Source organism: Candidatus Mycosynbacter amalyticus, from assembly GCF_025273655.1.
GTDB lineage: Bacteria > Patescibacteriota > Saccharimonadia > Saccharimonadales > Saccharimonadaceae > Mycosynbacter > Mycosynbacter amalyticus.
Genome location: NZ_CP045921.1, coordinates 439,900 through 464,504 on the forward strand (window position 1 = coordinate 439,900; position 24,605 = coordinate 464,504).

Sequence of the window (24,605 nt, forward strand, 5' to 3'; positions counted from 1 at the left end):
TAATCGAGGAAGTTATGGTGAAACTACCAACAGTGTCGATCGTCATCCCGGCGTACAACGAAGAAAAAGTCATAGGAAAATGTCTCGAGTCATGCATTGCACAGACAGATTTGGCAGACGAAGTGATTGTCGTCGACAACAACTCTCGTGACGACACCGCCAAGATTGTTCGGCGGTACCAGCGGGCACACCCAGAAGCACATATCCGCCTGCTATCGCAGAAAGAACAAGGCCTCATCCCGACACGTAATTATGGTTTCAAGCAGGCGAAAGGCGAAGTGATGGGTCGTATCGATGCCGATTCGGCACTGTCCGAAAACTGGGTACATAGTGTCCGCCGCACATTTGCCAAGAAGACAGTTGCGGCAGCTACTGGTCCTGTGGTGTATCACGATATGCCATTGCCAAAAGTAGGGTTGGCATTTGACAAGCGTATCCGCCAGGCATTGTACAACTCGGCCAAAGATCATACATTCTTATTCGGTAGTAACATGGCAATTCGCCAGGGTGCATGGAGCGCAATTCAGGATTTAGTTCATCGGGATGAAGAAGATCTGCTACATGAAGATATCGATATCGCCCTCAGTTTGTATCGTAAGGGCCTCTATGTGGCCTACGACCCCGAGATGGTTGGTGGTATGTCGGCGCGCCGCCTCGAAGACAAGCCACGTGATTTCTACAATTACGTCATGCGATTTGAGCGTACGTTTCAGATTCATGGTGTGTCGAGCGCCACGGCGCGCATGCCTATCTTCATTTATCTTATGATCTACTTCCCTATCCGTACGCTGCGCAAATTTTACGATGGTGATGCCAACAAGTTTACACTGCAAAAACTCCGCGATGATATACGCGAAATAGCCGAAAAACTCTAACAACAGTATATAGAAACCAACATGCAGACAGTATTTTTTCACGGATTTAGTGGTGGCGGCGGTGCACCGCTTGCGCCATTTGCCGAAGAGCTCGGACTTGATATGCGCGATGTGGTGTTACTCGACATGCCAGGTTTTAGTAAGGGCGACGGGATACTTGATCCAGCGGTACTTGCAGACCCAGGCGCGTATCTCGATATGGCCGAGCCAAGTATACTACGGCAAATCAAGTCGAACAAAATCCGCATCATTGCCTACTCTCACGGCGCTATTCCGGCATTTCTCTTTGCTGCGCGCCACCAGGAGCTTGTCGCACAACTTGTGCTCATATGCCCAGCATCATCGCTACATCCATTTGTCAGCTTGCTGCCGCGTGTTATGAACGGTACAGTGAGGCTTATCAGTGTCGACAGACTGCTTGGTGTCATGCGTAATCGTTTTTTGGTAGATATCATGACGCTGTATGGGCGCAAGCGGTATTGGACACGCCAAAATCTCATGGATCGCTTGCGCACACGTCGCGAAGAGTCAGATCAGTACAATATCAATATGTTTTATCTTATGAAACAGCTCGACACGTTTCAGCGTGACTACGATAGTACAAAAATCGAGCATGTGCCGACGGTTATTCTCCGTACTACAGACGACGAGGTGATCGGTCGCAACTCGGTACAATGGTTTCGCGATCACATCGCAGGCGCAAAACTCGTGTCGACTATAGGTGGACACGCGATCCTGGCTGTGATGCCAGAAAAAGCCGCGGAGCGGCTAAAACCTATTCTGAATCAGGCCACTGAGTAAATATGTTCTTATTGTGAAATACGAGCCGTACTGCTGCTGCGCTGTGTGGTTGTGCTAATATGTCTCGCGTGCGTCTAGCAAGTTGTGTCAATACATACGGCTCTAGTTCGGGAAAATCAAGACAATCTTCGGGGGCAATTCGGTCGGCTTCTTCTGTTATGAGCAGCCGTAGTTCTTGCAATTTCGCAGTGAGGGTGGGTGTATATGGCGGCTGATGCTGGAGGCGCGCATCTATCAGCTGCAATGCCCGCGCGGCCAGGTGACCTTCTGGGAGTTTGCCATAAGGTGCTTCTACGTTGGGCTGTGTATCGGGCGAGCGTGTCGGAAAACGGAGGACATTATCATGGCTCATGTCACTACTATGACGGATAGGTTATAATATGTCGAATTTCTACAGATACGTCTGTCTTTATCCTTGATAGCAGCCGGGTACTACATGCTATACACTTATAAAGTATAAAAGTCAACAAATATGGTATACTAGAAACTTATGATTGCCGATATCAATATCACCGAAAAATCGTTTGGCGACAAGCACCTTATGAGTCAGGTGAAGTTCGCCATAGATGACGGCGAGAAGATTGGCGTCGTGGGTCGGAATGGCGTGGGCAAATCGACCCTCTTTGGTATTCTTGCCGGCACCGATGCAGATTATACTGGCGAAGTGACCTATCGACGTGGTATCACGGTTGCCTCTACCGCCCAGGAGCACCATGGACTTGGGGATGTGACAGTGCTGCAATACGTGTTGTCTGGTTTGCCGGAATATTCCGAGCTGAGCCATATCATCGAAACATACCCCGAAACCATGGGTGACAGCATGAAGCTCATCGACGAGTATACGCAGGCACTTGCCCGTTTCGACGACAAAGGCTTCTATCAGATTGAAGAGAAAATCGAACGCGAGCTTGATAACTTCCAGCTCAGCGGCACAGCGCATCGTCCGATGTCGTCTCTGTCTGGTGGCCAGAAGCGTCTGATCGAGATCATCAAGATTATGCACTCGGACGCGCACCTAGCGCTCATCGACGAACCGACTAACCACATGGACTTCGTGGCCAAACAGCAGTTCATCGACTGGATGAAAAGTGCGCGTGAGGCTATGCTAGTGATCACGCATGACCGTGATGTACTACACGAAGTCGACCGTATCGTCGAACTGCGTGACGGCGGTAGCGTGAGCTACAAAGGCAACTACGACGCATACCTGAAACAAAATGCCACTGCGACTTCAGCCGGCATGAACGAATTCGAGCAAATCGAAAAACGCATCGTGAATTTGAAGCAAAAAGTACTCGATTACCAGCGGCTCAAAGAGAAATCGCGCAATCCTGGTACAATCCAAAAGTTCAAACGCCTAGAAAATGAATCGCGTGCCGAGCTTGCCGAACTGCAAGCCAAGGAAAAGCCAACGTTTTGGATTGACAAAGATTCAGCTGCAGAGCTGGATTATAAAGCCGCTTCGCGCTATGACAAGTTCAAAAGCAAAAATATCCGTATGAATATCAAAAACGATGACTCGCGGAGTAAGCATGTACTTGTGAAAGCCATGGACGTGGCGCTGGCATATGGTGACAAAATCCTGTTTGAAGGTATTAATATAGATCTGCGCGAGGGTGAAGCTATGGAGCTACGTGGTCGCAATGGTGCTGGTAAAACATCGCTCATTCGTGCGCTGCTACATCACGACGGTGCGCCAGAGCTGCTAAGCGGCTCGCTTGAGCTCGACCGTCATGCGCGCATCGGTATCTACGAACAGGAGATCGACGAGAAGTACCTCACCTTCCCCCTCGAAGAAGCTATAGAGCGACTCTATCTCGATCGGGATTTGGCTATCAGTACGACGAAGGTGCGTAGTCTCATGAGTGACTACCTCTTTACCTCTGGTGACGGCGCCATCCCACTCGCTAAGCTTTCTGGTGGCCAGAAAGCCCGTTTCCAACTCATAGCTATGCTGGCAAACGACCCACAATTACTCATCCTCGACGAGCCGACCAACCACCTAGACTTGCCTAGCATCGAGGAAATTGAGACCGCCCTCGCCCGCTATACCGGCGCCGTCCTCTATGTGAGCCACGATGGGTATTTCCGCCAGTCGCTCGGTGGGGGCATACTCACTATTGGTGCTTAGCTTGAGGGTAAAATAAAAGACCTCGATATTTCCAGTAATTGTAAAATGTTCGATGCGAGTAACAAGCAGATGACAGGTAGAGGAGCATCCGCCATCAACTCGCCACTCAAGGAGCACACTGATCACACAGTAATCACTTATGCGGCCGCTAGTGGTAGTATTGGTCGTATTTCTGTTGGACTAGCATGGACGCAGCAGCTAATCTGTATTTGGCCTAAAACCATCTGCCCGATAGCGAGCGACGGCTGTTTGCACATCTGCGGGCTTGATTTGTCGCACTGTCTCGTAATCGACTATATAATCCATAGCATCCTCTCTCAGGGTAGCAAGTATATGGTGTATGTCTGCCCCGGTCATGCCGCTGGACAACTCCCCGAGCCGTATAGGGTCGTATGTGCTGCCCGAGGTCACCTCTGATATACTCTCCAAGGGCTGCTCAAACACATATATCGGACTCTCCGAATCTGGACCGGTGTAACATATCTGGAGGTTATCATTGAGCTGGGCACGCCAAATGTCAGCAAGCTCATATTCGTTGGGGGATGAAATTTCAATTACTTTCATACGCCCTGGTCGTACGATTGAACTGACAAGTTGATCGGGCGAGGCATTCATAGTGGCAGCTATAAGCACATGGGGGTAGTGCGCTGCCTCCTCAATCTTTTGACCAAATGTTTTGGTGGCATTCACAAATTCCCGGTGATTATCTGCCTTTAGGTAGCGATCAATTTCGTCAAAACATAATACTACCGACTGTTTGGAGGCAAATGCACTGTCGAAAATTTCTTCGACATTACGACTCGTCTTGCCGATATATTCATTGAGTAGTTCACTGCCCTTCACGCTTTGGAACGTTGCTCCGCTCTCGTCTGCAAAAGCTCTCATGAGTGAAGATTTACCTGTTCCTGGGGGCCCTTGCAATATGAAAGCTGGTATAGGGACCCGGAGTTGCTTGGCTAGTTCTGGGTTTTTGAAACGCTTTACGTATCGTTTGAGCTCCTGCTTTGCAGCGAACATGCCCCCTATTGTTTCAAACGCGTCATGAGTATCATGGTCTATCAGCTCGTCTGCATGGTGAACATCGGGTGTGGCTGGAGCTGGAATTTCTGGCGGATCACTCACGCGAATGTGGATTTGCTCTCGCTTGTGAAGTGGAGTATCAATCTGCCCGTCAAATATCTCGATGATTGCATCCTGAGTTGTTCCCCATATCGAGATGAAATCTTCTAGCTCACTTTCTGTGAGCTGAGGAGAGGTAGCGAATGCCGGCGCATTATCTTGAGCTAGGCCGTTTAGTAATTCAGTACGGGTCAACGAAGTGATGTCGATATGAGATTGATCTATCGTGCTCCATCCTTTGATACAAAATGCGCGGTAGCTATCTGGGTTGGACACATAGAGGCTATCGGTGTCGTGGGGTGCTACATGCACCTCAAGCCCTTGATTGAGGAGCTGTGCCGAGAGTTGTGCAAAGAGAGGGCTGCGCCAGCTACGGGCAGGTTTCGTAACGAGCGGATCGCAATTTAGCTGTGCGTTTAGTGCGGTATATCCATCGGGGTGTTTACTGTGCCAAGCATAACTTTTTTTGATAGACCCTTGCTCAAGCCCATGTGCAATAAATTCACTCTGGGACAATGCATCTATATGCTCAGCATAACGGGCAGGTTCAAATATTGTAATATCACAGGTATTGAATTCGACTCTGCTATTTCCAGGGGGTGTGTTAAAAGCTCTCTCACTCATATTACGGTCACTATACTGCGATTTGATGTTTAGTACAAGAAAATACTCACAATTTCTGTGAGTATTTTCTGTAGGTGGGATATCAGTTACGCTGTGACTAGCTTCTTTTCTTCGAGGGCTTTTTGGAGCTTTGGTCGGTCGAAGCCAAGGATGACCTCGCCGTCGATATCGGTGACAGGCACGCCCTGGAAGTTGCCACCGAGTTTGCTCATGAGTTCCTCATAGGCTGCTTTGTCTTCCTCGATATCTTTTGCGTCAAACTCGACGCCAAGCTTCTCGAGCCACTGCTTTTCGGTGCTGCAAAACGCGCACCAAGTAGTACTATAGATAGTTACTTTGCTCATAGTCCTCCTTATTCGCTCTTGTTAGTATACTACATGTAGCGTAAGCATGTCCATACCGAACCCTATTGACATAAGAAGTTTGATTTGGTATAATAAGCGCAATCCAAAGCATGACTCACAACAACAGAAGGAGAAGTCAATGACGGTGGAGATGATCTTCGACAAGGAGCGCAATACGCGCCGACACGCATCTGCGGCAGCCACGGCCATCATCTGCATGGCTGTGGTAGCAGTGGGGATCGCGGCAGTTGCCGTGGGCATGCCGGGAACGGCTGTCTGGGTGATTTTCACTGTACTCGCGGGCCTGGTGCTTCCTATGGCGCTCATCGTGATGCACAATGCGCCTGGCTACGAAGTGAGGCCCAGCCTCACGCACATCAGGCCGTGAAACACAGCATGTCGAAGGTCGCGGGTGCGGCATCTGGAGTCTCCTAGTGAGATATCAGATGCCCGCCCGCGCTTTCATGTCTGGGATTTATTCTGTCTCGCCCCTGTTCTTAAGGTGTTTGCGCGTTTCTTTGAGCAGAAACAGGCTCACATCGTCGCGCGTTTTACCGGCATCGTGAAACGGCACACTTACTGTCTGGATGAGAATCATCATATAGACCAGTATAAATGTGAGCATACCTGTGAGTGTGAGCCCGCCATAGAACGGCTCAATATTAGTGAGTATAAGAAAGATAATTACGAGTCCGACAAGCGAACGGATGAGAATAAATGCCGACGGGATAAATTTAATCCGCTGGATATAGTTGACCCTGAAAAGCAGTTTTAACAGTGTTGCTTGCTGCGTTTTGAGTTTGACGATGAAGTTGGCTGGTACGCCTGCAGTTTCCATCTCGGTGAAATAATCATTGAGCTCGCCTATCTCGCGGCGCGTTCCTTTTCGATTGATGCGAGTGCCGGCGCGAAACGCCGCCAAGATATCTATCAAATCTCCCCGAAACGCCGCCAGATCAAATTTGGGATAGGTTTTATGTGTGGCGCGGGCATCTTCATACATATTCTCTATAGTAGCAGCAAACTCTGCAGGGATGCGCTCTGACTCTTTGTAGTCGGCGATAGTGGCGCTCAGTACGAAGCCGATTACAAAAATAACGCTCGATATGACGCTGTTATGTAGCGATGTCGGCTCAAACACCTCGAGATTTGTGAGGTGCAAAAAATACTTGAGCGCCACTGCTGCGATGGTAACGCCTAGCGCCACGAGAAAGATGCGAAATGTCATAATCCACTGTTTCATCTCTAGTAAGTATACACGAGCCTATCAGTGGGTGTACACTGGAAGTATGAAGCTCACGAAGTATTCACATGCCTGCCTGGTGCTTGAAGAGGATGGTCAGCGGCTGGTTGTAGACCCTGGTAATCTTAGCGATGACTTCGAAGTACCGGCCAATGTGTTGGCTGTCGTCGTCACCCACTTGCATCCGGATCACTGCGACCCCGCCAAGCTGCAGGCTATTCTGGCTGGGAGTCCGAACGCTGTCGTGTACGCGCTCGCCGAAGTGGCACAGCATGCCGGTCAGCCGGTCACACCAGTGTTGCCGGGTGATACTGCTGTAGCTGGACCATTCGCACTAGAATTTGTCGGTGGTGAACACGCTACTATCCATCCGGATATTGCGGCTATTGGTAATCTCGGTCTCGTCGTAAATGGCGATTTGCTGTACTATCCTGGCGATTCGTTCTCTCTACCACCTCGTCAGATGCGTTGGATAGCGACACCTGTGGCTGCACCATGGATGAAACTCGCCGAAGCGGTAGAATTTTTGCGCCAAACCAAACCTGAGCACGCTTTTCCTACCCACGATGCTATTCTCTCTTCCTCCGGAAAAGAGATTTCCGACCGTGTGGCCACCAATCTCGTGGAAGAGATAGACTTTTATCGTATCAAATCGGGCGAAACTATCGAGCTATAGCTTGCAAATACCTTACAATTCTTTTACACTACGAAGTGTCAAAGTAGAAGAACGTTTCTATTCTCTTACCAGAGGATACCGAAATCGTCTAGGTCGAATTGGCAAAACAATAAGATGAAGGTATCCCAGAGTGTCTAAGAAAAATTTGTTTATCGGTAACCTCGCTTACGCGACTACCGACGAAAGTCTGGCTGAACTCTTCGCTACAATCGGCGAAGTTGAGTCAGCACGCGTCATGACTGACCGCGACACAGGCCGCAGCCGCGGTTTCGGATTCGTTACATTTGTAAACGAAGACGACAATGCAAAGGCTGTTGACCAGTTGAACGGCAAAGACCTTGATGGTCGTGCTATCAACGTGACTGAGGCTCGTCCACGCGAAGAGCGCGCACCACGCCGTGACTTCGGTGGCAACGACCGCGGTGGCGATCGTGGCAACAGTGGCGGTTCATTCCGTCAGCGTAGCTGGTAATCAGCACTATACGCTTAAAAGCAGCCCGGGTTTCCGGGCTGCTTTTAGTTAGAGCGAGCGCTATCTTGAGCTTGATTGAGACAAGGTTTTTTCTCTGTAGATATTGACAAAAGTTGTCAAATTTGCTATACTGATATCATTGCATTTAGTAATGCTAGGGTTGTTCTAAGACGAACGCGCAAACATTTGTTCCATCTAGGCGCTTTCTCACCCGAATTTTCTCTCGTAGTTTCTCTGCAATACAGATATTTCCAAACGAAAGGTATTTTATACTATGCCATACAAAACTCATGGTTCTGGCCGCCCACAGCGTAGCGCCAGCAGTTTCCGACGTGGACGCCCGCAAGGTGGTGGTCGGAGCGGTGGTGCCCGTAAGAAGGGTCCACAGAAGCAATACATCCACCCATCGAAATTCGTCAACAAAGCCGTAACGAAAGAAGCCGAAGCGCCCTACGAGCCGAAGCATGTCTTCGCGGACTTCCCTTTTGGTGCTGAACTCCACGCGAATATTCGTGCCAAAGGCTTCGAAAAACCAAGCGCGATTCAGGATCAGGCCATCCCAGAAATCATTGCCGGCAAAGACGTGATTGGTCTCGCCAACACCGGTACCGGTAAAACTGCTGCGTTCCTGCTGCCTATTATTGAGCGCATGAGCGGCATCATGCTCCGCCCGAGTGTGCTCATTGTAGCACCGACTCGCGAGCTTGCTCAGCAGATCGACGAAGAATTTCGCGCGTTTGCTCGTGGCATGGGGCTCTATTCTGCGCTCATCGTAGGTGGCGTCAATGTTGATCGCCAGCTACGTGATCTCAAGCGTCGTCCACATTTCATCATCGGTACCCCAGGTCGTCTCAAAGATTTGATCGAACGCCGCCATCTCCAGATGAAAAACATGGGGGTGCTCGTCCTCGACGAAGCCGACCGCATGCTCGACATGGGCTTTTTGCCAGACATCCGCCGTATTGTGAGTGAGATGCCAAAGGAACGCCAGAGTCTCTTCTTCTCGGCGACTATTACCCCGGATATCGAAGCACTGGTGCACGATTTCCTGACTGATCCTGTAACTGTGAGCGTCCGCACAACCGAGACAAGCGATCATGTGGAGCAAGATGTTATCGAAGCGCGCGACAAAGCGCACAAGATCGAGCTGCTCGGAGAACTGCTGGCTCAGGATGGCTACGACAAAGTACTTGTGTTCGGCGAGACCAAGTTTGGTGTGCAGCGCCTCAGCGATCACCTTTCGAACGCTGGCCACCCGTCTGTGGCGATTCACGGCAACAAAAACCAGTCGCAGCGTCAGCGTGCGCTGAAGCAGTTCAAGGACGAGAAGGTCAAAGTCATGGTAGCGACAGACGTCGCGGCGCGCGGTCTCGATATTCCGAACGTCACACATGTGATTAACTTCGATACGCCGCAAACTTATAGCGACTATGTGCATCGGATTGGTCGTACCGGCCGCGGCGGCGCGCATGGTCGAGCACATACATTTATCGATCAGCAGTAGTTTTACTATACAAAAATCAAAAAACCGAGTCATCAGTGACTCGGTTTTTTGAGACGCAGATGAACTATTTAATAGCGGTTTTACTCGCTTTGAATGCAGGCTTTTTGTCTGCTGTCTTAGTTTCTGCTGATGCGAAATAAGGTCGCAGTTGAAACAAGATATAGAATCCGATTGCAGAAAATACAAGCGACATAATGATGCTGCCGACTTGCATAGTGATAATGTCGGATACAATTGTCAGCGCAAGTGAGATGAGACTTGCACAAAAAAGTAGTTGCCAGCCCCGATATTGCTTAGCCTTTAGCGGGGTGATCGCAGTAGCTTCGAGGTATAACACGATGAGTGAACTGACGATAGATACGATGATACTGAACCATCCGAGTGCATCCGAGCCATAGGTGTTAGGATAGCCAGCGAGTCCAAGGCTGAGATTTGCGACAGACAGCACACCAAACACCGTGAGGAGGAGAGGCACAAAAGCGAGCAGTGTCAGTACTGAAAGGACGACACCGATCAGTGTGAGTAGCCATGCATACTCCGCGAGCCATTTGGTCAGACCTTTTGGCAGCTTGGGCAGATCTTTATTGATTTTCACTAACTGCTGTTCGATTGATGTTACTGTTTCCATAGTCACCTCCACATACTAATGTTGCTCATATGGTACGCCTGTTTCAGCGTGAATTCAAGTAGTATTCGGGTGTATACTGAATATATGACAACATACGTACTAGCTGGTGGATGTTTTTGGTGTCTCGATGCAGTGTTCCGCAGGCTCGAGGGCGTGAGCAAGTCCGTCTGTGGCTATGCGGGTGGTAGTAGCGCCACTGCATCATACTATGTAGTGGCAACGGGCAAAACGCATCATGCCGAAAGTGTGCAGGTGACATTTGATGAGTCGATACTACCTGCGGAGGTACTACTCGATCTTTTCTTTTTGATTCATAACCCCACCACACCGAATCAACAAGGTGCGGACCATGGGCCGCAGTATCGTTCGGCTATGTTTTATGCTGATGAAGAACAAAAAGCGGCGTTTGAAGCAGCAATAACGCGTGCTACTCAGCACTGGGATGATGCTATCGTCACCGAGCTTTCTCCTCTCGACCATTTCTACGAAGCAGAGCCGGAGCATCAAGATTACTTCAACAATAATCCGCAGAACGGCTACTGTTCTGTCGTGATCGAGCCAAAGATCGTGAAGGCGCGTGCGGCGTATAAGCAATATTTCAGGTAAGACGCTTAGCATTGAATTATATCCTAGTATATGCTATAAACTACGTAGTTTGACTGCCTACATCGGTATGCCAAATCGACTCTCTGGGCAACCGTCTGGAAAGTGAACAATTTGGCAGAATCAGAAATCCGCCAACGACAAAGGAGTCTACATGAACTTCGCTGAGTTTGTAAGAGCACAGCGTATCCAGGCTGACCGTGTCGCTGGCGTAGGCGGCACTAGTGATGGGCGCGGCCAGACACTTGCGCAGTGGATTGCACCACTTGCGCTTGGTACGATCGAATGGCTCGTCTACATGGCAAGTATCGCGCCGATCATTCGTCCAGAGGACGAACATGGTCGGCGGGCATCTCTAGGCTACTCTGCATCGTGTTTCTGGGCCATGGCGCGTGCGCGTTCGTGGCTGGGGCGTACGTCTGGCTGGCGGTTACTCGTCGGCTATTCGCAGGGTGCAGAGGCCGCAGGTAACGCGTTCACTCGGCATGTCTGTCGAGATCACGATATGACTGGTGTGACGCTACTGCTGCTGGCCGATCCGCGAGGTTGGCCTACGGCGCTCAAGCCGTGGATGTCTAGTAGTCGTGTGGTGCGCAATGTGGTGCGGCGATTTGGCGTGGAGCTCAACGGCTACCGTGATGAGATGAAAGCTCAGGGCGGCCGCATCTACAGCGTGGCTATCTTGGGCGATCCAATCACCGCTGTCGAGTCAGTGCTCAAGAATCCGTTCGGGGCTCTCAGCGGCCTTATCGGCTTCTTCAAGATCCACAGCAAAGCGGATCACATGGATGAGCTAGCGATACTGTGTGACTACATGTATGGCGACGTACATCGGGTGGTGTTGTACGAGACTCACCCGTTCACGCAGGTCATCCCTCTTTGTCCGGAGTGGTTTGCGGAGCTTATCGCACCGCGTACCGTACCTGGCGAGGGGCCGGCTACGCTGTTTCGTAGCCGGAAGGAGATTGTGCGACAGCTCGAGCGTGCCCGTCGGGGTAATGCTCGTCAGGAGCGTGTCGCAGCCTTGCTCGACGCCGCCTGATTCTGCCTGTCTACCCCGCTCCGACCATGCGTCGGAGCGGGGCTTCTTCTTTTACGTACGTTTTGACAGAGCATTGATATTGATTTTTCAATGATTTTATGCTATAATGATCAAGATCTGTTTATCTGTGCTTGTCACAGATAAAACGGGTAGTGACTACCTCCTTGCGGCGACCGCTGCGGGAGTACATGAAGTTTACATCCACAGGAAGGAGCCTCTCATGGCTCGCAAGTTTGTTCGTAGCACCGTTGTCGCCGGTTGCGTCGTCTGCGCTGGTCTGGCGCCCATCGCTCCGGCTTTGGCGTCGGCACAGGTCGACAACTTGACCGACGTCACGCAGTCCGACAACACCAAGAACTGGTATCCGGGTCGACCGGACTCCATGGTGATTGGCATACCTGGCACAGATGACACCAACTTCATCGCTCGTAGCCTCGGTATCTTCGGGAATCGTGAGGCGTATCGACTCGAATACCCGGAGTCGGCTGGCCCGTTCATCGCGGGGCGGTCAGGAGAATTTTTTCTCCTCGCACCCAGCTATGCCGAGTCATCTGCCATCGCGCGTGACAACCTCGTGGAGGCGTTGCGCCAGCTCAACGAGCAGGCGCCAGAGGGTGGTCGGAAATCGATCATCCTCGCAGGCTACTCCCAAGGTGACAAGGCGCTTTATGATGCTGCGGTGATCGCCATCGAGAAGGGTTACTTGAACGAAGACGATCTGATCGTGTTCGTCTCGTCGCCTGGCAGCCCCTGGGGACTTGCAACACAGGCGGATCAGTATCCGTTTCTGCCCCAGCTCGCGGGACTCGTTGGGTTCACGACGGGTGTCGATGATCCGAGCAAGCTCGGTGACGTGCCGTCGGAGGAGCATGTGATTGTCGGAGACTCTGTCGCCGGCTCACTGTTCAATCCGCTCAATCCGGTGGGTTCGGTGGCTGTCATCCTGGCGGGTCACCTAATTCACTCGTCGCTCACAAGCCAGAGTTACAATAATCTGGACGAGCTCGGCACGCCGACAATCTACAAGTCGGTCGACGGCAAAATGACGGTGTATGTGTATGAGGATGTACACCATCCCATCACACTCGCTGCCGAATTCGTGCTGAGCAAACTGTCTGGCGGTGCGATTCAGCTCAGCGGCGAGCAGAAGGATCAGCTCGACGTGTTTAACAACACGTGGGCGCCGATCACTCCGCTTACGGAAGACAACGCCGGAATCGAGCTCGTGAAGGTGCAGCAGGGTGACCTACCCACCTATCGCACGAGTCCGGTTCCGGCATGGAGCGTGACAGTTCCCTCGGCCGTGGCAACCGGCGCAGAGGCTCCGGCCGACGCGTCGACGCTCACTCGGGTCGACGACATGCCTGCGCCTGCCGAGTCGGAAGTCGAGCCTGTCTCGAACCCCGATTCCTCACCCGCTCCGGTGGTTGTGGAGGAGCCTGTCTCCCCTGCGGCTCAGGAGCCCGTGTACGCGGCGCCCGAACAGCCGGTGGTGGACGATTCGAGCAGCCAGCTCGAATCACCTGCTCCAGCTACTTCGGACGTCTCATCCCAGGGTGACACGGCCGACGGTGGTTCGGATTCCGGTTCGGACGACTCGTCGTCGGATGCCTCCAGCTCGTCGGATTCGGATAACTCCGATTCTGGCATGGGCTCCGACTCGGGGAGTTCGTCGGAGTGATCTGCACAACTTCATAGTCACTCGGCCTCGGCTGCGTCTACTCACCCAGAGTAGCGCGGTCGAGGCTGTTTGCATTTTATGGTATAATATACATTAGGTTTGTCGATACGCGACAACTCAAGTAGAAAGTGTGAAGATGCTCCTATCCGTAGATGAAGTGTTCTCGGAGTTCAAGTCTCCTGCCGAGATTGGCGACGGTATGCATACGCTGCAAAATGCGGTTGCTGAACCGCCGATCCTCAATGCGATGACCGATGACTCCAGGCGACTGGAGCAGCAGCTACTGGCTGTTGCAAGCAGGACTGATGGTGGTGTCGTATCTCGGATCGAGTGCTTCTACGATTTACCGGAAGGCGCGCATGGTGCAGTGGTTTATGCCACCGGCTCGCGTGAGCAGGCGGTGATGTACTTGCGCTCAGCGCGTCTCGGGTTCAACGGTTCTGGGCCCCAGCTCATGAGCGAACTACTGACTGCGTGTGGTGTTCCCGTCATGCTCCAAGAGACGCTCAAGCAAGCTGCGCACGGGCAGCGATATCAGGTCGTGATCTCGCGCGAGCAGTTCCGGTTCGACACGAAGTCACAGGTCGATCCGAAGGAAGTTGATGTGAGTCCGCGCTCGTGGCGCGTGCTCAGGCTCGACACTCCTCGCTAACACAGGAGTTGCAATCGACGAACCGCCCCGTAGTCTACATGGCTGCGGGGGTTTGTTCGTTTGCTCGTAAGATACCATCCGCCATCAATATCTTTGTATACGTATAGTTGCAAATCTGGTTTGAGCAACCTTTGTTCTATAGTGGCAGCCTCTGCCTGTCGTTTGGTCGCGAAGCGTTTCTTGCGCGCAGGAAGGCCATTATAGTCATAAACGGAGTGAGATTTTGTACGATTTTTGCGTGGCATGGATATGCCTATTGTGCACTACTATGGTTTTTTGTACAATCAGCATATACAGCATAAGAGGAATGATAAAGTGGCTCGACTACCGATTGCGGGCAGTGACAGCGGAGTATGGGGTGACATACTTAATGGGTACTTGCTTCAGGCCCATAAACAAGATGGCACGCTCAAAGATGGCTCTGTAGGTGAGACACAACTCGCCGAACCTGTACAGACTAAACTGAATAATCCACCAAATGCACTTCTCCTAAGTGGCGACCAAACGGTTGACGGTGACAAGACATTTCAAGATGTTGTACGAGCAAAAGTATTTGTGCTCGATAATACAGTTGATTCCACCATGAATTCACGTCTTATATTGGGAGGTGGTCCATATCCGGGTATAGCTATAGATGGTGGGCCTGGTACCCAGCCTAGCGTACAGTTCGCAAGCGATCCAAGTGTAGGCAGTATGGTACTGAGATATGTTGGACCAACTGGCGGCTCTTTTTCTGTCTTTTCCTCGTTTACCGCTACTACAAGTGCGTTTTCTATCGACCAAAACGAACTAGCGACATTTTCTGGCGCAGTCACTGCTCCAGCACTCAAACTTACAGGCGGATCGCCTGCAGCTGGAAAAATTCTTACATCTGACTCAGCTGGCAACGCCACCTGGCAGCCTCCATTGGCACAGCAAGCTACAGCAACACTGGGTAGTTTGTTTGATCCTATCATTGGGACTTTTCCGGTCTCTGAAATTGTGCAGGATAGTTACGATAACGATAATCTCGACACGAGTAATTATGGTGGTATCACTGGCACACTCTGGAATTCAAATCGCATTAACACCCAAGCGATGAAACTAGTCGCCAACAACTCCACTAATCCTGCCGCGGGCTGTACGAACATGCCAAACGGTCGTACGGTGGGATCATGTTTCGATTTTGAGTTTGAGTTTACAGGAGACAAGCTGGCACTGATGTTTGCGGCATTCGGATATTTCGACACCCAGATATATGTGGAGAACCAGGGTCAAATGACAAGACTCAAGGCCTTCCCTATGGCGGGGAATCATAATGGTATTGTATTTCGCAATATCCGTTTCGCGTCGTATGAGACTCGGCGCATCCGCGTGCTCGCGCCGTACATTTATTTCTATCAGATCGTACATGAGCCAAATGCTATAGTGAATCGTACTCCAGATCGACCAATGATTGCTATTACGGGCGACTCGTATGTCGATGGCTCGACTGCATATAATTCTGGTAGCGCACAAACATATTCGGTCGGCGGTACTGTAGATGCAATCTTAGAGGCGACAGGGTTTGCCGTGATTCGACTAGGCCAGGGAGGTACAGGGTATTTCAACAATGCTACCGGTAATGCGTCCGATGCGATGGGGCCGAATAACTCCTCACGTTTCTTCTCGGCCAGCCGTCTAGCTGCTATTCAAGCATTCGGTACGGGTAAAATTGCTGCACTGATTGTCAATGGCACGATCAACGATGGCGAGCTCTCTGGTGGTATGGCTGGTATGAAAGCTCGAGCACTCGAGGGCTACGGTGCATTGAATGCATGGGATCCTGCAATTTCAATCGTCGCGGTTACACCGGAACCTCTCAACAACCCAACTGCGGGCAACGTACATGATCTTAATCGTCAGGGGCTCATACAGGCTATTAGTAGCCACCCGCAAGGCATCGGTTATATCGATGTATACAACCCAGATCAACCCCTTTGGACTGGTACTGGCACCGAGGCTGCACAAGGCGCTGATCCACAGACGAAGCTAATAGGTCATGATGGTGTACATCCAAACTGGGCTGGCTATCGCCTGTATGGGGGTCATATTGCGGCAAATATTGCACACATGAAACTTTATAGTGAATAAATGGAGAAGACTATGACAGTAAAACTTGACCCAAAAATACAAGAAGCAAATGATAGGCTGATAAAGGCGCAGGCTGATTTACGTCAAAAGATGCAAAATCTCCAGATAAAAGTCGAGCCAATCGGAGCGATTATTACGAAATAGTGGCTGTTGTGGCGCTGATGCTTTTCTGCTATGCTATAGCATAGATGAGCACCTCATCAGACAAATCGGGTGATTCACCAACACCGCCGCCGAAGAATGCAGATGCCTCGACGGTTATTTTATTGCTCGGCATCGCTGGTGATACCACCTGGCGCATGTTTGTGCCGGTTATCGGTGGTACGGCGCTTGGTATCTGGGGTGACCACAGTTTCGACAGCAAGCCATGGCTGACTGTCATAGGTCTCGCCGTCGGAGTTGTCGTGGCTGGTTTGCTCGTCCGTAATCAACTTAGAAAAGACGTATCTAAATAATGCAAGATTTACATATCAGTATCGCTGCCGAGCCGATTTTCTACATCGGCAGCTTCCCTGTCACCAACGCCCTTGTCAACGGTATTGTCGGCAGCGCTATCGTCGTGCTCATACTCTGGTACGTGGCGGGCAAAGTCCGCAAGGGACAGTACAATCGTTTCACCGGGCTCGTGCAGTGGGTGTTCGAGGGCCTGTTGGCGCAGATCGACGCGGTCATCCCAGACAAGAAGCTGGCACGCAAAATCACACCGCTCGCATGTACTATCTTCTTTGTCGTCCTTATCAATTACTGGCTCAGCGTATTACCGGGTCTAGAATCGATCAAAGTCAACGGCGTACCACTTTTGCGTAGTCTCACGGCCGATCTCAACTTCACCCTGGCTCTGGCAATCATCACTATTATTACTGTGCAGATTTACGCCGTCAAATATCTCGGTGTGTTTGGCAATGGCGCTCGCTATTTTCGCAATCCTTTCAAAGATTTCGTGGGTGCGTTTGAAGGTATTCTGGAACTTATCGGCGAGTTGTCGCGCGGTACAGCGCTTGCGCTTCGACTTTTTGGCAACGCGTTTGCGGGCGAAGTGTTGCTTATCGTCATCGCGGCACTTACTAGCTATGCAGCTAGCGTGACGCTCCCCTTCTTCATGGCATTCGAGCTGTTCATCGGATTCATCCAGGCGTATGTGTTCTTTATCCTCACGCTCATCTTCACTTCACTGGCGGTTAGTCACGAACATTCAGATGGCCACTCCACCAATACCACTTCTCTTGATCATTCATCTGCTGATACGTCCAAAACGGCTGCACAGCTGGAATGACAATGGTATAATTTAGGTAATAATTAAAAGGAGTTACAACTAATATGGAACAACTAGCATTCGGTCTCGCCTACGCCCTCCCTGCCTTGGGTGCTGCAATCGGTATCGGTATCATTGGCGGCGGCGCGCTCAACGCACTTGGTCGCAATCCAGAGAAACTAAGCGAGATCCGCACACTTATGATTACCGCGATTGTGTTCGCCGACTCACTCGCTATCATCGGTATCATTGTCGCTATCATTGCGAAATTCCTATAAGCCGTAGATTCGAGGTGATCATATGGAACTATTAACACAATTCGCTGCTGCGGAGACTGGTGCAAATCAGGATATATTCTCGACGCTTGGTATTCACTGGGAGCTACTAGTGTTGCAGATCGTCGCGTTTATCATCTTGGTGTGGGCCCTGGGCAAATGGGTCTACCCGTGGCTCATGAAGTCTGTCGATGAGCGCCAGGCCAAGATCGAAGAAAGTGTCAAAGCAGCCGAAGAAGCCGAGAAAAAGGCCGAATCTGCACAGGAAGACATTCAGAATCTTTTGAAAGAAGCCCGCAAAGAAGCCAAAGAAATCGTCGCAACTGCCAAAGATGAAGCGGTAGCCATGGTAGAGGCCAGCGACGCGAAGGCAAAGGCTCGTGCCGAGAAAATCGTGGCCGATGCACACGATACCATCGAAAAAGACGTAATCGCCGCCCGCAAGGCGCTTCATAACGATACGATCGATCTGGTGGCACTGGCGACCGAAAAAGTCGTTGGTAACTTGGCAGATGCCAAGTTAGACCGCAAGGTTATCGACGCGGCCGTCAAGGAGGCTCGCTAGACCATGGCAAAACTGAGTCGTCGTAAAATCGCCGAGCTATGGGCAGAGGAGCTGTTAAAAGGCCGGGATATTACCGGCAATATCGCCGCGTATCTTGTGACTGAACGTCGCGTGGACGAGACCGATTTGATCGTCCGCGACACCGAATCTGCTCTAGCGGCTCGCGGTGTCGTCGTGGCAGATTTGACAAGCGCTAACGGCCTAAGCAGCGAATCACGCGCCGCAATCGAGAAATTCTTGATCGTCAGCATGAACGCAAAGAAAGTCGCCTTCCGAGAAGCTACCGACCCTAGTGTGATCGCTGGTGTCCGTGTCGAAACGGCCGGTCAGCAGCTTGATGCAACTCTGCGTACACGACTCAACCAATTGAAAGCAAGCAAGATATAGGAGACAAGAATGGCAACAGAATTATCAGTTACAGAACTTTCCCAGGATCTCCGCGACGCGATTGCTAAACTCGACGTCTCCGGTGATCTTGAAACGGTCGGCATCGTCACCCGTGTTGGTGATGGTGTGGCCTGGGTGCATGGCCTGCGTAGCGCTGGTTACAGCGAAGTACTTTTGATCGAAGGTGCAGACGGCGAAACCGTCGAAGCATTCGCGTTGAACCTCAACGAAGATGAAATAGGTGCGGTGCTACTGGGTAGCGACGAATCAGTGCAAGCTGGCGCAAAAGTCACTCTCAAGGGCACTGTCCTCGACGTGCCTGTCGGCCCAGAACTTCTCGGTCGTGTGGTCGACCCACTCGGAAACCCACTTGACGGTGGTCCAGCGATCAAAACAAAGCAGCGCGGACTCGTAGAGCGCGAAGCAATCGGTGTTATTGGCCGTAAACACGTCCACGAACCAATGATGACCGGTATCATGTCGATTGACGCCATGTTCCCTATCGGTCGTGGTCAGCGCGAGCTGATTATCGGTGACCGTCAGACGGGCAAGACGGCTATTGCTATCGACACCATGATCAACCAAGGTCGCCAAAAGACCGGTGTGATTAATGTGTATGTCGCGATTGGTCAAAAGCTTAGTAAAATCGCGCGACTTGTTGAACGTCTTAAAGAAGAAGGCGTGATGGATCAGACGATCATCGTCGCGACCGGTCCAAGCGACCCTGCGTCACTCCTGTACCTTGCGCCGTATGCAGCAACGGCTATGGGCGAATACTTCCGTGACAACAAAGAGCACGCGCTGATTATCTACGATGATCTGACTAAGCACGCCGTGGCATATCGCCAGATGTCACTCTTGCTCCGTCGCCCACCAGGACGCGAGGCGTTCCCTGGTGACGTGTTCTATCTACACTCTCGTCTGCTCGAGCGCTCAGCCAAACTCACCGACGAACTCGGTGCAGGTAGCCTGACTGCGCTGCCTATTATTGAGACACAGGCTGGTGACATCAGCGCGTACGTGCCGACCAACGTCATCTCGATTACCGATGGTCAGATTTTCCTCGAGACGGACTTGTTTAACCAAGGTATTCGCCCAGCAATCTCGGCAGGTCTCTCGGTTTCGCGAGTTGGTGGTGACGCCCAGACGAAATCAGTCAAATCAGTCGGTTCGCACCTCAAACTTGGTCTTTCACAGTTCCGCGAGCTCGCGTCATTTGCGCAGTTTGGTAGCGACCTCGACGAAGCAACCAAGAATCAGATCGAAAAAGGTCAACGCCTGACCGAGCTGCTCAAGCAGCATCAATATCAGCCTGCGAGCGTGTGGGAGCAAACGGCCAGTATTTACGCTGTGTCTGAAGGTGCATTCGACAAAGTACCAGTGGCGAAAATCAAAGAAGTGCAGACCGCCCTGCTCACTCGCCTGTGGACCGACCACAAAAAGGACATGCAGGAACTCACCAAAGGTGACGAAAAAATCTCTGGTGATAGCAAGTTTGCTAAGCTGATCCTGAAAACCGCGACGACTGTAGCGAAGGGATTTGAGGATTAAACTATGCCAATAAATCCTCTAGGTCGAGAGGGGCGAATGCCAGAATCTAAGCGTCCTATGCCTCGCGATACGCTCGAAGTATCACTGCCAGAGGCAGTTGAGCGACGCGATGCGCGTATCGCAGCCTGCATGCAGCTTGCTGCAGGAGGTCTTATAGGCCCGCTTGTCAACATGGTGCCGTCTCGATCTGCCGAGCAGACACGACAGGAGGGGTATCTATAATGCCTAGCACCCGCGCCCTCAAAACCCGTATCCGTTCGGTCAAAAGCACTAAGCAGATTACGAAGGCTATGCAGCTTGTGGCTGCGAGCAAGATGCGCAAAGCACAAGAGGCTGAAGCCGCATCCGCACCCTACACTCGCACGGCCAACGAGATTTTGACGCACCTAGCTAACCAAGGTGTGACCGATCGTCATCCGCTGTATGAAGTACGCGAAATTAAATCTCGCTTGCTTATCGTGGTCGCGACCGACAAAGGTCTGGCCGGCGCCTACGATGCGAATGTGCTCAAGCTCTACACTAGGCAGTTGATCGAAGACGATCGGAGCAATGTAAAGAACCAGACTATCGCTATCGGCCGCCGTGCGAGTCGCTTTGTGAGTAAGCTCAAGGACACACAGGTGGCGGCGGTCTACCAAGATTTGGCCGACGACCCTGCCGGTAGTCAGCTCCGTGCGATCGTCGATATGGCAATCGAGAAATTCGAGGCTGGCGATGTGGATGCAGTGGATGTGGTATTTACCGAATATATCTCGAGCGTCAACCAGCAAGCTATCACGCAGCGTATTTTGCCTGCTGGTTACGAAGCGGTGGAGGTGGGCGAAAACGTCCGCGAAGCCGAGTTTGAGCCAAGCCAAGAGGAGGTATTGCAGGCAGTCACCTACCGCCTGATCGAAGCACAGGTGTATCACGCGCTGCTGACTGCCCGCGCCAGTGAGTACATCATGCGCATGATGGCCATGAAAAATGCTACTGACAACGCCACCGACTTGATCGATGATCTGACACTTGCCATGAACAAAGCGCGTCAGGCAGCGATTACGCAGGAACTTGCCGAAATTAGCGGTGGTGTAGAGGCGTTAAATGAGTAGGCCGTTTTTTGAAGACAGTTTTCCCCTGGTCGGTCACGATCGTGAGGGTGAGCTGCGCACGATCATCGAGGGTAATGTGAGAGCTGAAAACGCAAACATTTTTGCGGAGCCACATAGTGATGACGAGCATCTATTTATACGACATGATTCTGTTAGCACTGGTCGAGATTTGCAATTTGCCGGGATCGCATTATCCGAAAGCCAGCAAGAAGAATTATACGATTTTGCAGAACAGTATGCGGATTTAAGAGAAGGAGAAAATAATGACTAAGATAGCGACAAAGACAGATGTCGGCCATATTACCCAAGTTGTGGGTGTGGTCGTAGATGTAGAGTTTGCAGATGGCGTCAAGCTACCTGCGATCTACGACGCGCTCCATGTAGCGCAAAACGACAAGACAATCACTCTCGAGGTTGCACAACACCTCGACGAGCATACGGTTCGCACGATTGCCCTCAGTAGTACCGACGGCATTCGTCGCGGCCAGGATGCAGTTGCGACACGCGCACCTATTTCAGTACCAGTTGGTGCTGAGACTCAAGGGCGTATGTTCAATGTCGTCGGTGAGCCGATCGACAATAAACCCGCCCTCACTGGCAAGCGTGCGCCAATTCACCGTCAACCACCTGCTTTGACGGAGCAGTCAAACACCGCCGAAATCCTCGAAACAGGTATCAAGGTGATCGATTTGATTGCCCCACTCACTAAAGGCGGTAAAGCTGGTCTCTTTGCCGGTGCGGGTGTCGGTAAAACCGTCCTCATCCAGGAGCTGATCAACAATATCGCTGAATACCACAAAGGTAACTCGGTTTTTGCTGGTGTCGGTGAGCGTACTCGCGAAGGTAAGGACCTTTACGAGGAGCTTGCAGACAGCGGCGTGCTCGACAAGACCTCACTCGTCTTCGGTCAGATGAACGAACCACCAGGAGCACGTCTGCGTGTGGCACTATCTGGCCTCGCGATGGCCGAGAGCTTCCGCGACGAAGGCAAAGACGTACTATTGTTCGTCGACAATATCTTCCGCTACACCCAGGCCGGTGCCGAGGTGTCAGCACTTCTCGGTCGCCTTCCGTCTGCGGTAGGCTACCAGCCAAACCTCCAGCAGGAAATGGGTGCACTCCAAGAGCGAATTACTTCTACGAAGAACGGTTCGATTACCTCTGTGCAAGCTGTCTACGTCCCTGCCGACGACTTTACCGACCCAGCGCCAGCCACCACGTTCGCCCACCTGGACGCGACAATCGTGATGAACCGTGCGTTGACCGAAATCGGTATTTATCCTGCCGTTGACGTGCTTGACAGTACCAGCGGTAGCCTCGACCCAGAGGTCGTGGGCGACGAACACTACCGTGTTGCTCGCGAAGTACAACGAGTACTGCAGGAATACAAAGACTTGCAGGACATCATCGCGATCCTCGGTATGGAAGAGCTGTCTGACGAGCAGAAGCAGACGGTCAACCGTGCGCGCCGCTTGCAGCGATTCTTTGCACAGCCGTTCCACGTTGCTGAGCAGTTCACTGGCAACAAGGGTGTCTACGTTAAGCTTGAGGACACAATCAAAGATGCGGCCGATATCTTGGCTGGCAAGTATGACGACAAGCCGGAGAGCTGGTTCTATATGGCGCCAGGCGCGCTGAGCGAGAAAAAAGACTAGTTTACCCTCGGATAATATACAAATACCCCGCATATGCGGGGTATTTGCTTTTCGTGCTGTCCAGGGGAAATCTTGAGCACGCACATCATTGGGCGTGCTCAAGAAGTGTGCGAGGTGACGGTTATTGACGCGGGTAGAATACTTCAATCGATGAGATCGGATCTACCCCGGTGGTCTCGTCGCGCGTGGCGCAACAAACCAGCTGCGTGACAAACGCCATTGCACAATGAAGAAAGTAATGCACTTTCTCTCCTTCGGTGGTTGGCCGGATCAGCTTGGCTCCGGTGAGTTTTTACTCTGTGAGTATGGGCTTCGATACGTATTTTACGCCGAAATATGGCGATGTCAATAACTTTTTGCCTACAGGGGTAATCTGGTATAATCAGAGTATATGAATTTCCAGCTTGTCACTCTCCTAGGCGTTAAAGTAGATGCCGACGTATACGAAGTAATCCTACCGACTAAAGATGGAGAAATTGCCGTGTTTCCAGGGCACGAACCACTCGTAAGCATTGCAGTGCCAGGTGCAATTGCCGTGCGCCATACCAAGGGCGATACTGACGAAAAGCTAGAATACTTTGCCATCAGTGGTGGTGTAGTTGAGGTTTCGCCGGAATCGCTGAAAGTCTTGGTCGACGAGGCTGACCACGGCGATGATATCGTAGAAGCTGAATCAAAAGCAGCGCTTGAACGTGCGCTCAAGATGCAGGGTGAGGCTAAAAATCAAGTCGAACTCGAAAAAGCCTCGGCATTGGTAGACCGCCATGCAGTTCGCTTGAAAGTCTCCGATCTTCGCCGTCGACACCGTCGCTAACCTGCTTCTATAAAAAGAAAGCAACCCTCGCCGGCAAACCGGCGGGGGTTGTGTGCTTTCCTGGTGACGAGGTGCACTACTCCTCGGTGGAGCAGTATGCCAACTTGACATTGAGAGTTGCAAGGAGGCGTGGGGTGGGGCTTGCTGTCACAAGGTTGAACCGATAGCTGTCGTCGTATAGCTTCGGGCCAAGGATCGTGAATTCTTTGCCAGCCGGAATCTCGTAGGTGTTCTTGAGTACCTGTTCTCCCTCCTGCTCTCTCAAGCTTGGATCGCGGTCTTCCTTCTGTAGTTGTACGACAGTTTTCTCGACTGTCTTACCGACGATCGAGAACCGCTGACCATCTTCATCGTCTTTGCAGCTCGGCTTCTTGAGTTCGAGCGACGAGAACACCGAAGCGGTCTCGCTTGTTCTGACGACTTCGAGCTTCTCGCCCCAACTGCCGCAGGCGGTCAGGAGTGAGAGTGCCGCTGCGATGCTGGCCGAAACGATGTAAACGTTCTTCAT

30 protein-coding genes are annotated in these 24,605 nt (G+C 51.6%); 24 read left to right on the forward strand and 6 right to left on the reverse strand.

Annotated elements, in window-relative coordinates; translation table 11 throughout:
* The first annotated feature begins 14 nt into the window (after positions 1-14).
* Together GII36_RS02415 and GII36_RS02420 are read left to right on the forward strand one after the other, a co-directional pair.
* Entirely contained in the window at positions 15-875 is an 861-nt protein-coding gene (locus tag GII36_RS02415; RefSeq protein WP_260764195.1) for a glycosyltransferase family 2 protein, read from the forward strand.
* Between the two features lie 21 nt (positions 876-896).
* Entirely contained in the window at positions 897-1,676 is a 780-nt protein-coding gene (locus GII36_RS02420) for an alpha/beta fold hydrolase (protein ID WP_260764197.1), read from the forward strand.
* Here the strand turns inward: GII36_RS02420 and GII36_RS02425 are convergent.
* Positions 1,651-2,028, reverse strand: coding sequence for a hypothetical protein (locus GII36_RS02425; protein WP_260764199.1), 378 nt, complete (start codon positions 2,026-2,028; stop codon positions 1,651-1,653). The genes GII36_RS02420 and GII36_RS02425 overlap by 26 nt on opposite strands.
* Positions 2,029-2,166: 138 nt before the next feature.
* Here GII36_RS02425 and GII36_RS02430 point away from each other — a divergent pair, with 138 nt between their 5' ends.
* Positions 2,167-3,807, forward strand: coding sequence for an ABC-F family ATP-binding cassette domain-containing protein (locus GII36_RS02430; protein WP_260764202.1), 1,641 nt, complete (start codon positions 2,167-2,169; stop codon positions 3,805-3,807).
* A 198-nt stretch (positions 3,808-4,005) separates the two neighbouring features.
* Here GII36_RS02430 and GII36_RS02435 read toward each other — a convergent pair whose 3' ends face one another.
* A complete protein-coding gene (locus GII36_RS02435; protein ID WP_260764204.1) occupies positions 4,006-5,550 on the reverse strand; it encodes an ATP-binding protein in 1,545 nt (514 codons plus the stop codon).
* An 86-nt stretch (positions 5,551-5,636) separates the two neighbouring features.
* Positions 5,637-5,894 carry a glutaredoxin domain-containing protein gene (locus GII36_RS02440; protein ID WP_260764205.1) on the reverse strand — a complete coding sequence of 86 codons (258 nt, stop codon included), beginning with the start codon at positions 5,892-5,894 and terminating at the stop codon, positions 5,637-5,639.
* Between the two features lie 79 nt (positions 5,895-5,973).
* Here GII36_RS02440 and GII36_RS02445 point away from each other — a divergent pair, with 79 nt between their 5' ends.
* Complete coding sequence (locus GII36_RS02445; RefSeq protein ID WP_260764207.1) at positions 5,974-6,282, forward strand: hypothetical protein; 309 nt, start codon at positions 5,974-5,976, stop codon at positions 6,280-6,282.
* A gap of 87 nt (positions 6,283-6,369) precedes the next feature.
* Here GII36_RS02445 and GII36_RS02450 read toward each other — a convergent pair whose 3' ends face one another.
* Complete coding sequence (locus GII36_RS02450) at positions 6,370-7,137, reverse strand: hypothetical protein (RefSeq protein ID WP_260764208.1); 768 nt, start codon at positions 7,135-7,137, stop codon at positions 6,370-6,372.
* 46 nt (positions 7,138-7,183) lie between these two features.
* Between GII36_RS02450 and GII36_RS02455 the strand changes: the two genes are divergently transcribed.
* The 3 genes from GII36_RS02455 (at position 7,184) to GII36_RS02465 (ending at position 9,789) form a co-directional block, all read left to right on the forward strand.
* Positions 7,184-7,813 (forward strand): MBL fold metallo-hydrolase, encoded by a 630-nt coding sequence (locus GII36_RS02455; protein WP_260764210.1) that lies wholly within the window; start codon positions 7,184-7,186, stop codon positions 7,811-7,813.
* Between the two features lie 130 nt (positions 7,814-7,943).
* Positions 7,944-8,285 carry an RNA-binding regulator gene (gene rbp / locus GII36_RS02460; protein WP_260764212.1) on the forward strand — a complete coding sequence of 114 codons (342 nt, stop codon included), beginning with the start codon at positions 7,944-7,946 and terminating at the stop codon, positions 8,283-8,285.
* Between the two features lie 274 nt (positions 8,286-8,559).
* On the forward strand, positions 8,560-9,789 hold the full coding sequence (locus GII36_RS02465; RefSeq protein ID WP_260764213.1) for a DEAD/DEAH box helicase: 1,230 nt from the start codon (positions 8,560-8,562) through the stop codon (positions 9,787-9,789).
* A 64-nt stretch (positions 9,790-9,853) separates the two neighbouring features.
* On the opposite strand, the gene GII36_RS02470 is transcribed toward GII36_RS02465, so the two are convergent.
* Positions 9,854-10,417: a hypothetical protein gene (locus GII36_RS02470; RefSeq protein ID WP_260764214.1), complete on the reverse strand. Its 564-nt coding sequence runs from the start codon at positions 10,415-10,417 to the stop codon at positions 9,854-9,856.
* A gap of 84 nt (positions 10,418-10,501) precedes the next feature.
* On the opposite strand from GII36_RS02470, the gene msrA reads away from it, so the two are divergent.
* The 17 genes from msrA to atpC all read left to right on the forward strand — a co-directional run bounded on the left by msrA (position 10,502) and on the right by atpC (position 24,097).
* A complete protein-coding gene (msrA, locus tag GII36_RS02475) occupies positions 10,502-11,023 on the forward strand; it encodes a peptide-methionine (S)-S-oxide reductase MsrA (RefSeq protein WP_260764215.1) in 522 nt (173 codons plus the stop codon).
* A 151-nt stretch (positions 11,024-11,174) separates the two neighbouring features.
* The gene (locus GII36_RS02480; protein ID WP_260764216.1) at positions 11,175-12,062 is read left to right on the forward strand and encodes a hypothetical protein; all 888 of its coding nucleotides are present in this window, start codon (positions 11,175-11,177) and stop codon (positions 12,060-12,062) included.
* 106 nt (positions 12,063-12,168) lie between these two features.
* The gene (locus tag GII36_RS02485) at positions 12,169-13,743 is read left to right on the forward strand and encodes a hypothetical protein (protein WP_260764217.1); all 1,575 of its coding nucleotides are present in this window, start codon (positions 12,169-12,171) and stop codon (positions 13,741-13,743) included.
* A gap of 136 nt (positions 13,744-13,879) precedes the next feature.
* Positions 13,880-14,395: a hypothetical protein gene (locus GII36_RS02490; protein WP_260764218.1), complete on the forward strand. Its 516-nt coding sequence runs from the start codon at positions 13,880-13,882 to the stop codon at positions 14,393-14,395.
* Positions 14,396-14,638: 243 nt separating this feature from the next.
* A complete protein-coding gene (locus tag GII36_RS02495) occupies positions 14,639-16,507 on the forward strand; it encodes an SGNH/GDSL hydrolase family protein (protein WP_260764219.1) in 1,869 nt (622 codons plus the stop codon).
* A 12-nt stretch (positions 16,508-16,519) separates the two neighbouring features.
* The gene (locus GII36_RS02500) at positions 16,520-16,651 is read left to right on the forward strand and encodes a hypothetical protein (RefSeq protein ID WP_260764220.1); all 132 of its coding nucleotides are present in this window, start codon (positions 16,520-16,522) and stop codon (positions 16,649-16,651) included.
* Positions 16,652-16,695: 44 nt separating this feature from the next.
* Positions 16,696-16,962 (forward strand): AtpZ/AtpI family protein, encoded by a 267-nt coding sequence (locus GII36_RS02505; protein ID WP_260764223.1) that lies wholly within the window; start codon positions 16,696-16,698, stop codon positions 16,960-16,962.
* Positions 16,962-17,780 carry a F0F1 ATP synthase subunit A gene (locus GII36_RS02510; protein WP_260764224.1) on the forward strand — a complete coding sequence of 273 codons (819 nt, stop codon included), beginning with the start codon at positions 16,962-16,964 and terminating at the stop codon, positions 17,778-17,780. The genes GII36_RS02505 and GII36_RS02510 overlap by 1 nt, the downstream gene beginning before the upstream one ends.
* A gap of 44 nt (positions 17,781-17,824) precedes the next feature.
* A complete protein-coding gene (locus GII36_RS02515; protein WP_260764225.1) occupies positions 17,825-18,037 on the forward strand; it encodes an ATP synthase subunit C-like protein in 213 nt (70 codons plus the stop codon).
* A 22-nt stretch (positions 18,038-18,059) separates the two neighbouring features.
* A complete protein-coding gene (gene atpF / locus GII36_RS02520) occupies positions 18,060-18,599 on the forward strand; it encodes a F0F1 ATP synthase subunit B (protein ID WP_260764226.1) in 540 nt (179 codons plus the stop codon).
* A 3-nt stretch (positions 18,600-18,602) separates the two neighbouring features.
* The gene (locus tag GII36_RS02525; RefSeq protein WP_260764227.1) at positions 18,603-18,986 is read left to right on the forward strand and encodes a F0F1 ATP synthase subunit delta; all 384 of its coding nucleotides are present in this window, start codon (positions 18,603-18,605) and stop codon (positions 18,984-18,986) included.
* A 9-nt stretch (positions 18,987-18,995) separates the two neighbouring features.
* Positions 18,996-20,537 carry a F0F1 ATP synthase subunit alpha gene (gene atpA / locus GII36_RS02530; RefSeq protein ID WP_260764228.1) on the forward strand — a complete coding sequence of 514 codons (1,542 nt, stop codon included), beginning with the start codon at positions 18,996-18,998 and terminating at the stop codon, positions 20,535-20,537.
* Between the two features lie 3 nt (positions 20,538-20,540).
* Positions 20,541-20,759, forward strand: a complete 219-nt coding sequence (locus GII36_RS02535) for a hypothetical protein (protein ID WP_260764229.1) — start codon at positions 20,541-20,543, stop codon at positions 20,757-20,759.
* Positions 20,759-21,628, forward strand: coding sequence for an ATP synthase F1 subunit gamma (gene atpG / locus GII36_RS02540; RefSeq protein ID WP_260764230.1), 870 nt, complete (start codon positions 20,759-20,761; stop codon positions 21,626-21,628). Before GII36_RS02535 ends, atpG begins: the two co-directional genes overlap by 1 nt.
* Entirely contained in the window at positions 21,621-21,899 is a 279-nt protein-coding gene (locus GII36_RS02545; RefSeq protein WP_260764231.1) for a hypothetical protein, read from the forward strand. Before atpG ends, GII36_RS02545 begins: the two co-directional genes overlap by 8 nt.
* A complete protein-coding gene (gene atpD, locus GII36_RS02550; protein WP_260764232.1) occupies positions 21,892-23,283 on the forward strand; it encodes a F0F1 ATP synthase subunit beta in 1,392 nt (463 codons plus the stop codon). The genes GII36_RS02545 and atpD overlap by 8 nt, the downstream gene beginning before the upstream one ends.
* Positions 23,284-23,674: 391 nt before the next feature.
* Positions 23,675-24,097 (forward strand): ATP synthase F1 subunit epsilon, encoded by a 423-nt coding sequence (gene atpC / locus GII36_RS02555; protein WP_260764233.1) that lies wholly within the window; start codon positions 23,675-23,677, stop codon positions 24,095-24,097.
* A gap of 76 nt (positions 24,098-24,173) precedes the next feature.
* Here the strand turns inward: atpC and GII36_RS02560 are convergent, their stop codons facing one another.
* On the reverse strand, positions 24,174-24,605 hold the full coding sequence (locus tag GII36_RS02560) for a hypothetical protein (protein ID WP_260764234.1): 432 nt from the start codon (positions 24,603-24,605) through the stop codon (positions 24,174-24,176).

Bases quoted from the DNA above. Each gene is read 5' to 3' on its own strand.
- GII36_RS02415 (WP_260764195.1), top strand. From the start codon at position 15: ATGGTGAAACTACCAACAGTGTCGATCGTCATCCCGGCGTACAACGAA.
- GII36_RS02420 (WP_260764197.1), top strand. From the start codon at position 897: ATGCAGACAGTATTTTTTCACGGATTTAGTGGTGGCGGCGGTGCACCG.
- GII36_RS02425 (WP_260764199.1), bottom strand. From the start codon at position 2,028: ATGAGCCATGATAATGTCCTCCGTTTTCCGACACGCTCGCCCGATACA.
- GII36_RS02430 (WP_260764202.1), top strand. From the start codon at position 2,167: ATGATTGCCGATATCAATATCACCGAAAAATCGTTTGGCGACAAGCAC.
- GII36_RS02435 (WP_260764204.1), bottom strand. From the start codon at position 5,550: ATGAGTGAGAGAGCTTTTAACACACCCCCTGGAAATAGCAGAGTCGAA.
- GII36_RS02440 (WP_260764205.1), bottom strand. From the start codon at position 5,894: ATGAGCAAAGTAACTATCTATAGTACTACTTGGTGCGCGTTTTGCAGC.
- GII36_RS02450 (WP_260764208.1), bottom strand. From the start codon at position 7,137: ATGAAACAGTGGATTATGACATTTCGCATCTTTCTCGTGGCGCTAGGC.
- GII36_RS02455 (WP_260764210.1), top strand. From the start codon at position 7,184: ATGAAGCTCACGAAGTATTCACATGCCTGCCTGGTGCTTGAAGAGGAT.
- GII36_RS02465 (WP_260764213.1), top strand. From the start codon at position 8,560: ATGCCATACAAAACTCATGGTTCTGGCCGCCCACAGCGTAGCGCCAGC.
- GII36_RS02470 (WP_260764214.1), bottom strand. From the start codon at position 10,417: ATGGAAACAGTAACATCAATCGAACAGCAGTTAGTGAAAATCAATAAA.
- msrA (WP_260764215.1), top strand. From the start codon at position 10,502: ATGACAACATACGTACTAGCTGGTGGATGTTTTTGGTGTCTCGATGCA.
- GII36_RS02480 (WP_260764216.1), top strand. From the start codon at position 11,175: ATGAACTTCGCTGAGTTTGTAAGAGCACAGCGTATCCAGGCTGACCGT.
- GII36_RS02485 (WP_260764217.1), top strand. From the start codon at position 12,169: ATGATCAAGATCTGTTTATCTGTGCTTGTCACAGATAAAACGGGTAGT.
- GII36_RS02490 (WP_260764218.1), top strand. From the start codon at position 13,880: ATGCTCCTATCCGTAGATGAAGTGTTCTCGGAGTTCAAGTCTCCTGCC.
- GII36_RS02495 (WP_260764219.1), top strand. From the start codon at position 14,639: ATGGATATGCCTATTGTGCACTACTATGGTTTTTTGTACAATCAGCAT.
- GII36_RS02500 (WP_260764220.1), top strand. From the start codon at position 16,520: ATGACAGTAAAACTTGACCCAAAAATACAAGAAGCAAATGATAGGCTG.
- GII36_RS02505 (WP_260764223.1), top strand. From the start codon at position 16,696: ATGAGCACCTCATCAGACAAATCGGGTGATTCACCAACACCGCCGCCG.
- GII36_RS02510 (WP_260764224.1), top strand. From the start codon at position 16,962: ATGCAAGATTTACATATCAGTATCGCTGCCGAGCCGATTTTCTACATC.
- GII36_RS02515 (WP_260764225.1), top strand. From the start codon at position 17,825: ATGGAACAACTAGCATTCGGTCTCGCCTACGCCCTCCCTGCCTTGGGT.
- atpF (WP_260764226.1), top strand. From the start codon at position 18,060: ATGGAACTATTAACACAATTCGCTGCTGCGGAGACTGGTGCAAATCAG.
- GII36_RS02525 (WP_260764227.1), top strand. From the start codon at position 18,603: ATGGCAAAACTGAGTCGTCGTAAAATCGCCGAGCTATGGGCAGAGGAG.
- atpA (WP_260764228.1), top strand. From the start codon at position 18,996: ATGGCAACAGAATTATCAGTTACAGAACTTTCCCAGGATCTCCGCGAC.
- GII36_RS02535 (WP_260764229.1), top strand. From the start codon at position 20,541: ATGCCAATAAATCCTCTAGGTCGAGAGGGGCGAATGCCAGAATCTAAG.
- atpG (WP_260764230.1), top strand. From the start codon at position 20,759: ATGCCTAGCACCCGCGCCCTCAAAACCCGTATCCGTTCGGTCAAAAGC.
- GII36_RS02545 (WP_260764231.1), top strand. From the start codon at position 21,621: ATGAGTAGGCCGTTTTTTGAAGACAGTTTTCCCCTGGTCGGTCACGAT.
- atpD (WP_260764232.1), top strand. From the start codon at position 21,892: ATGACTAAGATAGCGACAAAGACAGATGTCGGCCATATTACCCAAGTT.
- atpC (WP_260764233.1), top strand. From the start codon at position 23,675: ATGAATTTCCAGCTTGTCACTCTCCTAGGCGTTAAAGTAGATGCCGAC.
- GII36_RS02560 (WP_260764234.1), bottom strand. From the start codon at position 24,605: ATGAAGAACGTTTACATCGTTTCGGCCAGCATCGCAGCGGCACTCTCA.